Source organism: Clostridium sp. YIM B02500, from assembly GCF_022324665.1.
In the GTDB taxonomy this organism is placed as follows: Bacteria; Bacillota; Clostridia; order Clostridiales; family Clostridiaceae; genus Clostridium; species Clostridium beijerinckii.
The window spans coordinates 21,929-37,164 of the sequence record NZ_JAKGTE010000031.1; the positions used below are offsets into that span (position 1 = coordinate 21,929).

At 30.2% G+C, this 15,236-nt stretch carries 15 protein-coding genes, 2 pseudogenes, 1 riboswitch and 1 other annotated feature; of the genes and pseudogenes, 10 read left to right on the plus strand and 7 right to left on the minus strand.

What is annotated here, in order from left to right:
- Positions 1-154 precede the first annotated feature (154 nt).
- The 6 genes and pseudogenes from L1S46_RS20835 to dapB form a co-directional block, all read right to left on the minus strand.
- Complete coding sequence (locus L1S46_RS20835) at positions 155-946, minus strand: SDR family NAD(P)-dependent oxidoreductase (protein ID WP_012059135.1); 792 nt, start codon at positions 944-946, stop codon at positions 155-157.
- Between the two features lie 291 nt (positions 947-1,237).
- Complete coding sequence (locus L1S46_RS20840; RefSeq protein ID WP_236897606.1) at positions 1,238-1,636, minus strand: hypothetical protein; 399 nt, start codon at positions 1,634-1,636, stop codon at positions 1,238-1,240.
- 175 nt (positions 1,637-1,811) lie between these two features.
- The gene (locus tag L1S46_RS20845; RefSeq protein ID WP_012059132.1) at positions 1,812-3,392 is read right to left on the minus strand and encodes a ClC family H(+)/Cl(-) exchange transporter; all 1,581 of its coding nucleotides are present in this window, start codon (positions 3,390-3,392) and stop codon (positions 1,812-1,814) included.
- Positions 3,393-3,639: 247 nt separating this feature from the next.
- Positions 3,640-3,942 (minus strand): annotated as a pseudogene (locus L1S46_RS20850) (putative beta-lysine N-acetyltransferase); the annotation flags it as partial.
- Positions 3,933-4,079, minus strand: coding sequence for a hypothetical protein (locus L1S46_RS20855; protein ID WP_207652005.1), 147 nt, complete (start codon positions 4,077-4,079; stop codon positions 3,933-3,935). The gene L1S46_RS20855 and the pseudogene L1S46_RS20850, both read right to left, overlap by 10 nt.
- Before the next feature lie 65 nt (positions 4,080-4,144).
- Positions 4,145-5,005: a 4-hydroxy-tetrahydrodipicolinate reductase gene (gene dapB, locus L1S46_RS20860; RefSeq protein WP_077828893.1), complete on the minus strand. Its 861-nt coding sequence runs from the start codon at positions 5,003-5,005 to the stop codon at positions 4,145-4,147.
- A gap of 118 nt (positions 5,006-5,123) precedes the next feature.
- Positions 5,124-5,255: riboswitch (cyclic di-AMP (ydaO/yuaA leader) on the minus strand.
- 312 nt (positions 5,256-5,567) lie between these two features.
- Between dapB and L1S46_RS20865 the strand changes: the two genes are divergently transcribed.
- Positions 5,568-6,185, plus strand: a complete 618-nt coding sequence (locus L1S46_RS20865; RefSeq protein ID WP_077828892.1) for a GGDEF domain-containing protein — start codon at positions 5,568-5,570, stop codon at positions 6,183-6,185.
- An 86-nt stretch (positions 6,186-6,271) separates the two neighbouring features.
- Positions 6,272-6,327, plus strand: a sequence feature (sodium ion sensor (DUF1646 type); this cis-regulatory element may regulate processes involved in with the transportation of sodium ions).
- A gap of 104 nt (positions 6,328-6,431) precedes the next feature.
- The gene (gene nhaA / locus L1S46_RS20870; protein ID WP_077828891.1) at positions 6,432-7,646 is read left to right on the plus strand and encodes a Na+/H+ antiporter NhaA; all 1,215 of its coding nucleotides are present in this window, start codon (positions 6,432-6,434) and stop codon (positions 7,644-7,646) included.
- An 88-nt stretch (positions 7,647-7,734) separates the two neighbouring features.
- Here the strand turns inward: nhaA and L1S46_RS20875 are convergent.
- A pseudogene (locus tag L1S46_RS20875) lies at positions 7,735-7,883 on the minus strand (YvrJ family protein).
- 356 nt (positions 7,884-8,239) lie between these two features.
- Here L1S46_RS20875 and L1S46_RS20880 point away from each other — a divergent pair.
- From L1S46_RS20880 to L1S46_RS20910, 8 genes are all read left to right on the plus strand, one after another.
- The gene (locus L1S46_RS20880; protein ID WP_077828890.1) at positions 8,240-8,938 is read left to right on the plus strand and encodes a FadR/GntR family transcriptional regulator; all 699 of its coding nucleotides are present in this window, start codon (positions 8,240-8,242) and stop codon (positions 8,936-8,938) included.
- A gap of 59 nt (positions 8,939-8,997) precedes the next feature.
- Positions 8,998-9,132, plus strand: coding sequence for a hypothetical protein (locus L1S46_RS26420; protein ID WP_272904572.1), 135 nt, complete (start codon positions 8,998-9,000; stop codon positions 9,130-9,132).
- 416 nt (positions 9,133-9,548) lie between these two features.
- The gene (locus L1S46_RS20885; protein ID WP_012059122.1) at positions 9,549-9,740 is read left to right on the plus strand and encodes a cold-shock protein; all 192 of its coding nucleotides are present in this window, start codon (positions 9,549-9,551) and stop codon (positions 9,738-9,740) included.
- A gap of 125 nt (positions 9,741-9,865) precedes the next feature.
- Positions 9,866-11,440, plus strand: a complete 1,575-nt coding sequence (locus L1S46_RS20890) for a DEAD/DEAH box helicase (RefSeq protein ID WP_012059121.1) — start codon at positions 9,866-9,868, stop codon at positions 11,438-11,440.
- A gap of 348 nt (positions 11,441-11,788) precedes the next feature.
- Positions 11,789-11,995 (plus strand): hypothetical protein, encoded by a 207-nt coding sequence (locus L1S46_RS20895; RefSeq protein WP_236897608.1) that lies wholly within the window; start codon positions 11,789-11,791, stop codon positions 11,993-11,995.
- Between the two features lie 28 nt (positions 11,996-12,023).
- On the plus strand, positions 12,024-13,010 hold the full coding sequence (locus L1S46_RS20900) for an efflux RND transporter periplasmic adaptor subunit (protein ID WP_012059119.1): 987 nt from the start codon (positions 12,024-12,026) through the stop codon (positions 13,008-13,010).
- A 15-nt stretch (positions 13,011-13,025) separates the two neighbouring features.
- Positions 13,026-13,679 carry an HlyD family efflux transporter periplasmic adaptor subunit gene (locus L1S46_RS20905; RefSeq protein ID WP_077828889.1) on the plus strand — a complete coding sequence of 218 codons (654 nt, stop codon included), beginning with the start codon at positions 13,026-13,028 and terminating at the stop codon, positions 13,677-13,679.
- An 8-nt stretch (positions 13,680-13,687) separates the two neighbouring features.
- Positions 13,688-15,232 (plus strand): DHA2 family efflux MFS transporter permease subunit, encoded by a 1,545-nt coding sequence (locus L1S46_RS20910; RefSeq protein ID WP_077828888.1) that lies wholly within the window; start codon positions 13,688-13,690, stop codon positions 15,230-15,232.
- Positions 15,233-15,236: the final 4 nt, after the last annotated feature.

The window sequence follows — 15,236 nt, forward strand, 5'->3', positions numbered from 1 at the left end:
GAAAAATTAGCCTTACAACATTGCTATCATAATAATTTCTGTTTACTATTTTGGAATTTACATATATAAATATATAACATAAGAGTTATTTTTGATTTTTAAGAACAAATAGAACCGATATAATGAATTACTAAGTTCTATTGGTTTTTTTTAGTTATTTTTTTAGGATGTTTTTAATTTTAATGAAAGCGCCTTGGCTTGAAGGGGATACATATCTTTCCTTTGGATATCTGTCTTCTACTGCTTTTATGTATTTATCTATAATAGAATCAAAATTAGTGGATTCTGTCAGCTTAAAGTATGTATATTGCTTGTTTTCTAGGGAATGTATATTATTTTTGAAATAAGAATGAATCTTCATCCAATTAAATTGTTTTGATATATTTTTCTGATTAAATCCAGTAGCATAGCTTCCTGGCTCTATTAATATTACAGGAATATTAACATTTTTAAGTTCTTTAAGTTCTTCGTTTAAAGACGGACATATGGATTCCAGTGCAAATTTAGTTGCGCAGTATGGAGATAAAAATGGAATGGGGGAGCGTCCAGCCAAAGATGATACAAAAATTATCCTTCCTTTTTTTCGAGGAATCATTTGTTTTAATACAAGTTGAGTCAATTCAATTGGACAAAAAACGTTTGTTTCAAAAGTTTCCCGATATATATCAGAATCCACTTCAGCCACTGAACCTGAATTTCCAATGGCTGCATTATTTATTAAAACATCAATTTCAAGATTAGTTATCTTCAATCTATCATTGCTATTTAAAATATCCAATTTAAAGCTTTCAATAGGAAGGTTATATTTTTTATTGAAAGAGTTAATTTCATTGGCTTGTTCTTCAGTATGAGTTGTTGCATAGACATAATGACCTCTATTTGCTAAAGCAAATGAAGCTTTACGTCCAAGACCGGAACCACAGCCGGTAATTAGAATTTTTTTCATGAGATCACCTTAATTTACTTAAGTATAGTATATGATATTTATAAATTGTATTTTTGAATAAAAACTTAAAAATGCAATTTATATGAATACATTTATGTAAGAGTTACGTTATTATTATCTCTATATTTAACAAAAATATTAATAGAGTGAATATATTTATAGATGAATTAAATTAATATAGCTTAAATACCGCACGTTCACAATAGGAATTTGCGGTATTTTATTTTAAAACTATTTAATTATGAAATTAAAAATACAGAGTATTATATGTCTAATAAGTTAGACTTTTGATTATAGAATGGTTATTTGAGATTCTTCATCAACTCTTTGGATAGCGCCAATTATTCGTAATAAAGTACCAATACAAGAATATGTGAAACCAATAGTTATATTTATATTAGGGGTAATAGTAAAGTTAGTATTACCTTCTTGAATATTGTTATATACTTCGTAAAGTCTAATAAAAGAAAAATTAATATATGAAAGAACGACATATATGCCAAGGCAACTTGCAAAAGCGGCTATTTCACTTGGGGTTGGATGTGAAATATCAGATTGTTGTTGAGTCAGACTATTTTGTTGCTGATTTTGTGCATATTTTTGCCCTAAAGATTGATATACTATAATATATTGGCTAATATGGTTGATGTGATTATACACAGCTGATTTAATTACAAATGAATTTATCAAAAATTTTGTTTCAATAATTAAATAAGTTGTACTTTAAAGGCGTATGAAAGTTTAGTGAATGAAACATAAAGATTTAATATAGAATATTTTCTAAAGAAATAAACAGGTATGATTTTATATAAAGAAATCATACCTGTTTATTTTTATTTAAAAGACAAATTAAATTATAATATATTTATTTTAGAATGTCAGAAGTTTCAGACATTAATAATAGGGTATCATTTATTTTAGGAACTCTATCCTCATTAGTTAAGACAGTTAAATAGTCTCCAGGCAAAATAACAGTATCTCCCTTAGGAATTATTTCATTTTCGCCACGTCTAACTGCTACAAGGAGACAGCGAGATGGCCATTTTACATCTTTGATTTGTTTACCATCTAACTTCGATCCTATACATACAGCAAATTCCAGTATAGCTTTATTTATCTTATCGCCAATGGGTGTTCTATCACCTTGATTTTGCAGAAATTTTTCTAGTAAAGCTTCATATATAGGCTTAGAAGCAAGAAGGTCTGCTACAATATATGATATTACCGAGACAATAGCCAAAGCAAGCAAATGGTTAAATGAACCTGTCATTTCGGTAATTAGGATTGTTCCTGTTATTGGCGATTTTACTACTGAGGCGAAATATCCAGCCATAGCTAAGATTATAAAATTATTTATGTAAATGATATCTAAGTGAGCAATATGCATAAGAACTTCGCCATATACATTTCCAATTAGTGCTCCAATTGTAAGTAGCGGAAGGAAAATTCCTCCGGGAGCACCTGAGCCGAAACTAGCCATAGTAAATGAAAATTTAATAACTAGAATAATAACTAATAATATTAAAGAAAATTTACCTTCAGTTAATGAAGTTATTAGTTCATGACCTCCACCTAAAGCTTCTGGTAATAAAAGACCTAGGGCTACTGATAATAATAGAGGAATTATAATTCTAAATTCTTTTTTTAGCCAAGCTTGTTTTATATATAGGTTTTGCGTCTTTAAAAGAACTTTATTAAAAAGGACCCCGAGAAATCCTACAATTACACCTAATATGATTACATAAAAGTAAAAGTTTAGTGGCAATGTAGCAAAAGCTCCAAAATTAAATACTGGCTTTAGTCCAAAGAAGCTGCTTGCAATAAAATCTGCTGATAATGCAGAGGAGAGTGCAGAAAGTAAAATTAATGGTGAAAAGTTTTTATGAACTTCCTCTAATGCAAACATTGCTCCAGCTAAAGGAGCGTTAAATGCAGCTGCAAGTCCTGCACTAGCACCACTAGTAATAAGATATTTTTCCTCAATTTTTATTCTTTTAAAGACTTTACTAAATCCTTGTCCTATTGCTGCACCTAATTGAACAGAAGGACCTTCTCTTCCTAATGAAAGGCCAGAACCTATTGAAAGGACACCTCCAAAGAACTTGCCGAGAATGACTTTCCACCAAGTCATATCTAGTTCCCTAAGTAAAACTCCTTCAACCTGAGGTATTCCACTACCACTAATCATAGGTTCGTTTTTTACCATCAATCCCACTATGTAGCCAATGACTATCAGCAGCATAATCCATGGTAATATAATAATGGGGTTAATTGATATAAGCTTATAAATATAACTTAAAAGATATCCTGCTTCTTCAAGTGCTAAACGATATAGCACAATTACTAAACCAGTTACCATACCTATGCATATTCCTTCAAATACAAGTTTTAATTTAAAACTATGCCAATGAAACAAAGTGCTATAGGTACTCTGTTTTTTTTCCATTTCTATTCCTCCAATTTATTTACATGAAAATTATTTGCTATATAATTATACAAACATATATATGTTATCATATGTATGAGAACATGTTAATAGTTAATGTGATTTTTAATTTTATTAAAGGTGAATAATTCATAACAAATTTGCACTAGTTTATAAATATAAAAAAGACTGCCTTTTCTCTAAAACTGAAAAAGCAGTCAATTAGTTCTTATTAAATATATTATAATTTAAGCTTAAGCTCCAATTATTAATTAATATTCTTTACCCAAATATTCATATCTTCAAAAGTGCCACATATATTGCAGTTGTTTACCATTCTTCCTGTAAATTTATAATTATGCTTACTTAATACAAAGTTTATACTAGGGTTTATAGCCCTACATAAACTATATAAAGTAAGAAAACCTTTAGATTTAAGATCGCATTCTAAAGAATAGATTACATTTGCAAGAATCCCTTTACCTCTATATGCAGGGGAAGTAGCGCAGTCTGTTATTTCAGCATTTAAATTTTCCATATCCATATCTTTTCATTCTAACGTTACTTTTTGGCGACAAATTCTTTCATCCCTATAGAGTTTTTCAAGACCTTTATATTCGTCTTTCTTAGATTTATCACATATTCCACAATTCTTGCATTCATGGCTTTTATCAGAAGGTTCAGTATAGGTGCACAATGTACCTTCATAATTTCTTTTACAAATTAAAAACTCCTCTCAAACGTTAGCATATTTATTTGTAAATTCTAATTGATTATTGAATATCTGCGGCTATTAGACTATCAAGATTATTATTAGAGTCAAAATTATTTTCATGAGCATATAAATCTTTTATTATCTTTGATAAGCTTAAAACATCACTCATTTCATAGAATCCAATCTTATCTTGTATAAAACTTATTGCATGGATTGCTCCACTGGCAAAAACTTTTCTCGAAAAGGATTCATGAGAAATTGTAATTCTGTCATTTTCTCCAACAATCATAACTTCATGTTTTCCAACAACACCACCAGCTCTAACTGAATTAATTGGAATATTTTCTTTAGAAATATCCTTACCTAAGTAAACTAACCCATCTTTTATTTCATTAGCTATCTTTAAAGCAGTACCAGATGGAATGTCCTTTTTTTCTCTATGATGTATCTCAGAAATTTGAAAATCATAATTATTTAATAGGATGGAAGCTAATTTGGTTAATATCATCAGCACATTTACTCCAAGAGTTATGTTGGGAGCATACACTATGCCAGTGTGATTTCTATAGGCTAGATTTCTTATTTTATCTAAATCTACTTCTGAAAATCCTGTGGTACCTATTATCATATTAATCCCCATTTGAGATATTGTTCTAGAGTTCTTTAAAGTAGCTTCAGGCGTAGAAAAATCGACTACGACATCTGGCCTGCAAAGTACAAGTGTTTCTTCTAGTTTATTAGTTCCTTCAATTTTTATACCAATTTCTTGAATTCCAATTACTTCACCTAGATCAATATGCTTTTTCAAGCTCCCAGGGCTGCACATGGCAGCTACAATTTTTATATTCCTTTGGTTGAATATCATTTTTGCAATTTCTTTTCCTGTTTTTCCAAGTCCAATTAAACATACTTTTAACATAAGAAGCCTCCTTTTTTAAATTACTAGTTAAAAAATAATAAGCTATAGAGAAGTCTCTATAGCTTATTAAGCAATAATATTTATGGGTATACTAAAAAAAGTATATTAGCAGTATACAAAAACTTCTCTTCAACGCTTACGAGATTAGCTGACGGATTCGGATTGAAGAAAAATAACCCTACTTATCCTAAAATAAGATTCACCCCAAAAAATGGTTCTCCCGCTCAAAAAGATTCAGCGTTATAATTATTCTTTTTTTTGTCATTATCTGTATATAAGCATATCATTTCAACATATATATGTCAATATATATAGATACGTATATATTAAATCAAATATTGGCTTTTGCTTAACATATATATGAATTTAATATTTTAGAAATTATAATAAATAATTTTAAATATTCATAGGATTTTTGAATATATAGCATAGCAAAAAGGATATTAATGTTTAGTATATATTGACGCATATATATGTTGGTGTTAGTATAATTAAGTCATAGTATATTTATAAGAAAATAGAGTGATTTATAATAAGACTTAATTATATATGGAGGTTATTTATGGATAACAAGCTTACATCAAAAGAGGAATTAATAATTAAAATGGAGGAATTAATATCTAATAATGAAGGTCCTTTTAGCATAGTTGTTGCAGATATTGATGATTTTAAGAATTTAAATAATTTATATGGTAACTCTATTGGAGATGAGGTGATAAAAAAGCTTATTTCAATTTTAAATAACAATTTATCTTCAACAGACATGATATTTAGATCAGGTGATGAATTTAATATTCTACTTGTAAAAAAGGGAGCTGAAAGAAGCTTTATGGAGCTTGAAGAAATAAGAAGGTATTTATCAGATAATACATTTAATTTAGATGAAAATTCTGATGATAATGTTTATTTTACTTTAAGTTTCGGTGTAGCGAGTTATCCAAGAGATGCTAAAAATGTAGTTGAACTTTTTAGAGTAGCTGATAGTGCATTATTTAGGGCAAAAGAATTAGGTAAGAATAGAGTATGTCTTTCTGAAGCAGAGAGTATGGTACTAAAATCTAATTATTTCACTAAGACTCAACTTGATAGATTATCAAGGTTGTCAAAAGCAAATGATAGAACCGAAGCATTTCTTCTTAGAGAAGCCCTAGATGATTTGTTTAAAAAATATAGCAAATAGTCATTAAGCGCATTGAGCAAATCTTGATTATTAAATTAATGTGTAATATAATATATAATATAAAATGAATTAATGTGGTTAGATACGGTTGGGCAAATTATATAATTTGTTTTCAAGCAATTAGTTTCTGGGGTGGGAAGCTCTTTTTTGAGTTTTACCGCCTCTTTTTTTATGGAGATTTTTAATAAAGCCAAAACATTTTTAAGTAATATTCTAGCTAGCATCGCATTAAAAAGGAGGGTAATAATGAAAGATAAAATAAAAACTAAAATATTAAGTCCATTCTTATACTTTTTAAAAAGTGAGTCTTCTAGTGGTATAATTCTTTTAATTTGCGCTATTGCAGCAATTATAATTGCAAATTCGAGCTTTTCAGGAGGCTATGAGCACATATTCCACACAAATATAACGATTGGATATGGTGTGTTTTCATTATCAATGTCAGTTCTTCACTGGATTAATGATGGATTGATGGCTATATTTTTCTTAGTTGTTGGTATGGAAATAAAAAGAGAGGTTGTGTTTGGGGAACTAAAATCTTTTAAAAGGACAATACTTCCAATATCTGCAGCTATAGGAGGAATGATTGTGCCTGCAATTATTTATGCATTATTTAACTATAAGGAGCCAACCATTACAGGATGGGGGATACCCATGGCAACAGATATTGCATTTGCACTTGGAATGCTTTCTTTAGTTGCAAAAAATGCTCCAAAAGGAATAGTTGTATTTCTTACTGCACTCGCTATAGTTGATGATTTGGGTGCTATTATAGTAATAGCAATATTTTATAATAGTCAAATTTCATGGATAGCGCTTTTATTAGGATTAATAGTTTTTGCTACGCTTATCTTGGCTAATAAATTTAAAATTAAATATACATCTATTTATATTATTTTAGGTATAATTCTATGGATTTGTCTTTTAAAATCCGGTATACATGCAACAATTGCAGGAGTCTTACTAGGCATGTCATTGCCAATTGGAGAAAATATTCATAAATTTAAAACTTCAATATTGTATAAACTCGAACATATTTTAACACCATGGTCTAGCTTTGTGATTATGCCAATATTTGCGTTTGCAAATGCAGGTATAATAATTAATACTGATAATTTTTCAGGCAGTTTGTTTTCACCAGCTTCATTAGGAATTATATTTGGTCTTTTTGTAGGAAAGCAAATTGGTATATTTGGAACTTCATTTATTTTAATAAAATTGAAAATAGCTAAGTTTCCATCTAATGTAACCAAAAGACATTTATATGGTGCAAGTGTTTTTGGTGGCATTGGATTTACTATGTCAATATTTGTGTCATCATTGTCATTTGCAGATGCCAATATATTATCTGAAGCAAAAATGTGTATTATGATTGCATCAATTTTAGCTGCAACATATGGTACAATAGTATTTAAATTTATAAATTTTAAAAATGAGAAATTAAGCTACAAACAAAGCTAAAGGCTATAAGCATTGAATTTTCAATGTTTATAGCCTTTACTTAATCCACTTTATTAGAATCATCACTAGGATTTACATCTAGAGCTATTCAAAGTTTTGCTGATATTATAGTATTTAATTTATTAATTGAATTAGATAGGCTTCCAATTTGTTTTTCCAAGCGGATTAGTAATATGCAGTTACCGCTATAGGAAAACCATTGTTAGCCACGATACTAATTAATTCATTAGTATCCATTATGTTATCACCTCCTATTAAAGATATATGGCTAACATGTATATTTAACATGGTGAATTTAAATACAAGTTGATATTTGATGACTAGTTTAACAATAGAATATTTAAAATTGTTAAATTTTCGATATTATCAATTGCAATTCATAGTAGTGCTTTCATAAAAGTAATACAGTGCCATTTTTTAAATATGAGCTTTGGATATACGTTTAAATATCGTATGATGCTAATATGGCAAAGAATAAATATTGTGAAGAATATTACCATAGAAGAATACATGTTCTTCAGAATATTAGAATTTAGAAAATTGATGTATAATGTATTAAGAAATATCAATAAGAAAAGGAGGATACATAACATATGCTTGTACCTAATAAAAATCCAAAAGTATATGATCAAGTGATAGAGAAAATTAAGGATAAAATAAAATATGGAGAAATAAAAAAGGGAGATAAATTACCTACGGAAAGAGAGATGGCAGAATCTCTTGAGGTATCGCGTGCATCTGTGAGGGAAGCGATGAGAGCTTTAGAAGTCATAGGATTAATAGAAAGCAGACATGGAGCAGGAAATTATATACGAACAAATTTTAATAACTCGTTGCTTGAACCTCTTTCAATAATGTTTATGCTGCAGGAGAGTTCGCCAAAAGAAATGTATGATTTAAGGGAAACGCTAGAACTTCAATGCTCTAAATTAGCGGCTAAAAATATAGAAGATAGTGAGCTTGAACTCTTAACAGAATTATTGGACAAGATGTATATTGCTAGTAATGAAGAAGAAAGTGTTGAATTAGATATTAAGTTCCATCAATTAATTGCAAAGGCTTCAAGAAATGTATTATTAATTAATGTACTTAATGTTATATCTCAACTTGTAGACGAATTCATACGGAATGCTAGAATGCAAATTTTTCATGAGGGAAATACAAAAGAAAGCTTATTATGGATACATGAGAATTTATTAAGAAATTTAAAGAAAAGGGATGAATCACTAGCTTACAATGCTATGCAAGAACATTTCGATCTAATTAGGAAATCTTATGGATATGAAAATTAGGGCTACTTTGTAAATGGAAAATATAAAATTCACACCTAATATGGGAGGTTGGGAATAATTTGAATAAAAATCCATATGAACAATTTCCATATATTGCAGATGATGAAATAACACTAAGAAAAATTGTTGATACTGACCTTGATGAAATTTTGAAATATATGGGAATGAAAAACTTTTTAAATATTCACCTGTGATGATTAAAAAGAGTGAAAATACTGTTGCGAATATGATAGGGCATTTTGAAAGAGATTTTCATAAGAAAAAAATGCATAGTTTTTAAATAAATCTAATAGATAATTTACTATATTCTTAGTAGAATATTACAATATATTCATTAATTAAAAATATAACTGGAAATTACAAACGAATTAAGTGTATAATATAATCAAGATATAAGATTTGGAGATAATTAAAAAATCAAATCAATGAAAATACAACATTAATAAGAAGGCATAGTTTATTTTGCTCTTTAAAAAGTATTGTTTATGAAATTATGGGAATACTTAATAATGAGAAAAATAGGTCTAGATAAATAATAAATTATCACCTATTTTTAAAAGTGGTAATGCTTAACAAGTCAAAATACAATATTTTATTAAGGAGGATATTTATGAAAACAGGTACAGTAAAGTTTTTTAATTCGGAAAAAGGATTTGGGTTTATAGAGGTAGAGGGGGAAAAGGATGTGTTTGTACATTCATCTTCTCTTTCAGGATTTAGTATACAAGAAGGCGATAAAGTTCAGTTTGATGTTGAAAAAGGTACAAAAGGCCCTCAAGCAACTAATATTCAAAGAGTATAAAATAACTTTTGTATGTTGCTTAACAATATATTAGCTAATTTTGCCACCTTGTTTAAGGTGGTTTTTCATTGAAATAAATTTATTAAATTTACAAATACTATAAAAAAACAGAAAGAAGGTTTAATGTGGAAAATAAAGTATTTAGCGAATTGGGTCTTGATGAGAATATTCTTAAAGCTATTGATGCAATGGGATTTGAAGAACCATCTAAGATTCAGGCTGAGGTAATACCAGTTCTTCTAGAAGGCCATGATGTTATTGGGCAGGCACAAACTGGAACTGGAAAGACACTGGCATTTGGAGCACCAGTTTTGAGCAGAATTAGAAGCTCAGAGGGGAAGATAAGCAGTATCATACTAACTCCTACAAGAGAGCTTGCTATACAGGTAAATGATGAACTAAATCGTATAGCTAAGTTTACTAAGATTAAGTTACTTCCTGTATACGGTGGGCAACCTATTGACAGGCAGATTTCAGCTTTACGCAGGGGAATAGATATAGTAGTAGGAACTCCGGGTAGAGTGTTGGATTTAATAAGAAGAAAAGTCTTGAATTTAGGTTCTATCAAATTCCTTGTATTGGATGAGGCTGACGAAATGCTAAACATGGGATTTATTGATGATATAGAAGAAATAATAAAAAATTCAAATCAAGACAGGCAGACAATGTTGTTTTCAGCTACTATGCCTGAAGAAATCAAAAGACTTGCTAAAAGATATATGAAGTCTGAAACGAAACACATAGCCATTTTAAAAAATGCAATGACTGTAGCTACAGTGGATCAATACTATTATGAAATTAAAAACAAGGATAGGTTTGAAACACTATGCAGAATACTGGATGTTGATGAACCTACTTCTGCAATAATCTTTTGCAAGACCAAAAGGAATGTTGATGAACTGGTAGAAGGCCTCCAGGGAAGAGGGTATACTGCTGAAGGAATGCATGGAGATATGAATCAAAATCAGAGAATAAATACCTTAAGAAAATTTAAAGAAGGAAGTTTAGAATTTCTGATAGCAACTGATGTTGCTGCAAGAGGCATAGATGTTGAAAATGTAACTCACGTAATAAATTACGATTTGCCTCAGGACGTAGAATCCTATGTTCACAGAATAGGCAGAACAGGTAGAGCAAATAGAAAAGGTGTTGCTTACACATTGGTTACTGCAAGGGAATATATGTCTCTTAAACATATTGAAAAGGTTACAAAAAGCAAGATAAGAAGAAGAGAAATTCCTACTGTTGATGAAATATTTGTTTCAAAGTACAAAAATATGTTTTCAAAGATAAAGGAAACTTTGGAGCAGGATAGCTATAAGAAATTTATACCAATGGCAACAGAACTTGATGAAGAGTTTAATCTCGTAGAAGTAGCAGCGGCATTAATGGATATGGTATATAGTAAAGAAGTGAACTATGACTATACTGAAAATGAAATAGGTTCGAAGACAGATTACAAGAGACTGTTTTTGAATGTAGGACGCTTGGATAAGATTAATCCAAGGAAGCTAGTGGATTTCTTTAATGAGAATGCAAAGGTAAAAAGAGAAGATGTCGGAGATATTGATATTCTTGAAAAGTTTTCATTTGTAAATGTAACAGAGGCTGCAGCGGAATCCATAATGAAGCATTGCACTGGAAAGAAATTTGCTGGAAGAAAGCTAAATGTCGAAATTTCAACAAAATCAAAAAGATAATTTAAAACTATACCTATGAACAAGACACATGAAGAAAGTGTTTGGTCTATAGGTATTTTTTTTATAGTTCTTGGCATAGGGAGAGAATACTAGAACCAATATGGTAATATTCTAAAAAATATATATTCTTGAGAATATGCACATTAAAAAGAAAATGGCAGAACTTACATCTATTAAGGATTCCGAAGTTTCAGAGATATTTATGATTTATTAATGCTAATATTTAGTATTGCATTTTGTAATTTCCAATGTTATACTTCTTTTAAGGTACTCGTGTACCTTAAAAGAAGTATAACATTCGTAGTATTTAGATTTTGTAAATTCTAGATTATTAATTGGATTAGTAGAGTGGTGATTTATCTCCGATGGCCACAAAAATGTTATCTTATACTTGCTGTTATAAGCCAGCAAGCACTATCGATAGAATTAGAAATCGCTAATCATGGTTCATTAAGAGAAGATTTAATAGCTTTATTTAAGGTTTTAGATCCAATCTTTGAAATTATAAAACCTAATGACCTACGAGATGTAATTTCAGATGAAGGCATAAAATAGATTAGTTTGTTAAAGGAGTAATTAATTTATGAAGAAATATGTATTGCTAATTATATTATCAACGCTTATAGGAACCTCTCTTTTTACGGGATGCGCTGTAAAAAATAATAAGAATGAAAATGCTATTCAAGTAGAAGAGGTTAATAAGCAAAATTCCATATATCTTATGGCTGGAAGGATTGAGACTGATAATCAAGTTAATGTATCTTCAAAGATTTCTGCTAGAGTTTCAGATGTATTAGTTAATGTAGGATCAACTGTAAATCAAGGTGATGCCGTGATTAAATTAGATACTCAGGATCTTCAAGCGCAGGTAGATCAGGCACAAGCAGCAGTAAATACTGCAAATGCAAATTTGAATAATGCTATGAATAGCACTCAGCCTGAACAAATATCACAAGCGCAAGCAGCTTTGGATAGCGCTAAAGCAACCTATGATGTTGCTAAAAAGAATTATGATCGTACAAAAGCTTTATTTGATGCTAGCGCAGCTACAGAGGTGCAGCTTGAAACTGCACAGCAGCAACTTACCTCAGCTGAGTCAGGACAAAAGTCTGCAGAAGAACAATTAGAAATGCTTAAAAATGGTGCTACAGAAACAAGTATAGATGTTTACAAGGCTCAAGTACATCAAGCTGAAGAGGCAGTGAAAACAGCGCAGGTGGCATTAAATAATGGAAGCATTACAGCGCCTATTTCAGGTAAAGTTACTGTTAAGAATATAAATAAAGGCGAAATGGCAGCGCCTGGAAGCACACTTATTTCAATATCTAATCCAGATGCTTTGTGTGTGAATGCATATGCACCTCTAAGGCTTGTAAAAGATTTGGAAGAAGGACAAGCTGTAGAAGTTAAAGTATCCGAAATAGAAGATTCAGAATTTGAAGGAACCATATCAGTAATAAATTCAACATTAAACTCTCAAAACTCCAATGTTTTAGTTAAAATAGTTTTAACAGATTCAAAGGGGCAATTGAAACCAGGCATGTTTGCTGAAGTTGGTATAAAAGGCTAAGAAAGGATGACAGGGATGAAAGAAAAACGTAAAACAATAATTTTATTAATATTATGTGCAATGTTAATTACCCTTGGTGGAGTAGGTTTTTATTACTGGTATAACAATGAAAACTTTGTTTCAACAGAAGATGCAAAGGTTGACGGAGATTTTATCAGCATAACTCCGCAAGTATCAGGTAAACTTCTTGAATTTAATGCAAAAGAAGGGGATAAAGATGTAAAAGATCAAATTTTAGGTCGTCTAGATACTAATGGCTTAGCAGATGCTAATATTGATTCAGCGTTACTTAGAGCACCAACTAATGGGATAATTATTAAAAAGGAAACTGAGGAGGGACAATATGTTTCGGCTGGATCGACACTTGCAGTAATGATTGACCCAGAAAAGCTTTATATAACTGCTAATATAGAAGAAATCAAGGTTGAAAAATTACATGAAGGACAAAGTGTAGATATAAAAATTGATCAATTTGAAGGGAAATCATTTAAAGGTAAAGTTGAGTATATAGGAAAAGCTTCAAATTCAGCATTTTCACTTCTACCATCCTCCTCTGGTGGAACTTTCACTAAGGTTGTTCAAAAGGTACCTGTAAAAATTGAATTTGAGAAAAATGATGCTAATCTTCTACCTGGTACAAATGCAGATATAAAAATACATATAAAGTAGGTGGAAGTATGGAAAATAAAAAAGAATCTTCATCTAAATGGCTTATTATGAGCGTTGTAATTATGGCAATTTTTATGGTAAACCTAGATACCAGTATTATTAATATCTCTATTACTAAAATGATGCAGACATTTAACGCATCAATAGATCAAATACAATGGGTTGTTAGTTCATATACCCTAACCTTAGGAGTTGTAATTCCCTCAACAAGTTATTTTGGAGATAAATTTGGCACTAAAAGCGTATTTGTTATGGCATTAATTTTATTTACTTTAGGTTCACTATTATGCGGTATTTCATGGAATGAGAATATAATGATAATTGCAAGAGTAATTCAAGGAATTGGAGGGGCTTGCATAATATCGCTTGGTATGACGATATTAATGACTACTTTTGATAAAAGTGAAATTGGAATGGCTATAGGGTTAATGGGAATGTGTGTAATGGCTGCTCCAGCTTTAGGACCAAGTTTAGGTGGATATATTATTCAAAATTTCAATTGGAGATTTCTTTTTTTTATAAATCTTCCAGTTGGGATAGTTGCCATAATAATGGCTATACTTATATTTAAGAAATCAGAACATACGTCCTCAAAGAAATTCGATATTATTGGATTTTTGACTTCGAGTATTGGAATGTCCTGCGTTCTCTATGTACTTGGGAAAAGTGATTTGGACTGGAACGATATAAAAAATATAGTGCTTATGATTGTTGGGTGCTACAGTCTTATCATATTTGTTGTGAATGAATTACTCATTGAAGAACCTATGCTTGATTTAAAACTTTTAAAGAATTACACTTTTTGTATGAGTAATATTATCATGAATATTGCAATGTTAGCTCTTTATGGTGGTGTGTTTCTTATGCCAATATTTCTTCAACAAATAAGGGGACTTGATTCAATGAGTACAGGCTTGATTTTATTTCCAGAAGCAATAGCAACAGCTATATCTATGATTTTATATGGGAAAATTGGTAATAAATTTGACGTTAGATTATTTGCTGTATTTGCATTGGTTTTGATAGGAATTAACAGCTATAGTATGTCAAAAATTACGTTGGATACACCTAATATAGATATTACGATTCTATTAATGATTAGAGGCTTTGGTGTGGGATTTCTTATGGCACCAGTTCAAACAGTAGGTTTTAGTGGATTACCAAAGGCAGCAATGTCAAATGCATCTGCTTTAACTAATACAGTAAAGCAGGTAGGGACTTCTATAGGTGTCACAATTATTACAAGTATTATGCAGCATAGAAATGTGGTTGATTATTCTAACTTAGCTTCACAAGTGACATCTTTTAATAAAAATAGCATGAAGTTATTTGAAATGCTTCAAGGTGCACTTATTAAGGGTGGGATATCAGGCAGTGATGCTAAAGGAATTGCTTTAAGTAAGATTTTTGGCGAAGTTGCAAGTCAGGCACAGCTTCAAGCACTTAATGAGACAATGTTTATAATTTCAATCATAACTGCTATTGTAATAATTCCAACACTTTTATTAAAACAAGGCAAACAAGAAGAAACAGATGCAGCAGTGGCAGAATGATAAA

Bases quoted from the DNA above. Each gene is read 5' to 3' on its own strand.
- L1S46_RS20835 (WP_012059135.1), bottom strand. From the start codon at position 946: ATGAAAAAAATTCTAATTACCGGCTGTGGTTCCGGTCTTGGACGTAAA.
- L1S46_RS20845 (WP_012059132.1), bottom strand. From the start codon at position 3,392: ATGGAAAAAAAACAGAGTACCTATAGCACTTTGTTTCATTGGCATAGT.
- L1S46_RS20855 (WP_207652005.1), bottom strand. From the start codon at position 4,079: ATGAAGGTACATTGTGCACCTATACTGAACCTTCTGATAAAAGCCATG.
- dapB (WP_077828893.1), bottom strand. From the start codon at position 5,005: ATGTTAAAAGTATGTTTAATTGGACTTGGAAAAACAGGAAAAGAAATT.
- L1S46_RS20865 (WP_077828892.1), top strand. From the start codon at position 5,568: ATGGATAACAAGCTTACATCAAAAGAGGAATTAATAATTAAAATGGAG.
- nhaA (WP_077828891.1), top strand. From the start codon at position 6,432: ATGAAAGATAAAATAAAAACTAAAATATTAAGTCCATTCTTATACTTT.
- L1S46_RS20880 (WP_077828890.1), top strand. From the start codon at position 8,240: ATGCTTGTACCTAATAAAAATCCAAAAGTATATGATCAAGTGATAGAG.
- L1S46_RS20885 (WP_012059122.1), top strand. From the start codon at position 9,549: ATGAAAACAGGTACAGTAAAGTTTTTTAATTCGGAAAAAGGATTTGGG.
- L1S46_RS20900 (WP_012059119.1), top strand. From the start codon at position 12,024: ATGAAGAAATATGTATTGCTAATTATATTATCAACGCTTATAGGAACC.
- L1S46_RS20905 (WP_077828889.1), top strand. From the start codon at position 13,026: ATGAAAGAAAAACGTAAAACAATAATTTTATTAATATTATGTGCAATG.
- L1S46_RS20910 (WP_077828888.1), top strand. From the start codon at position 13,688: ATGGAAAATAAAAAAGAATCTTCATCTAAATGGCTTATTATGAGCGTT.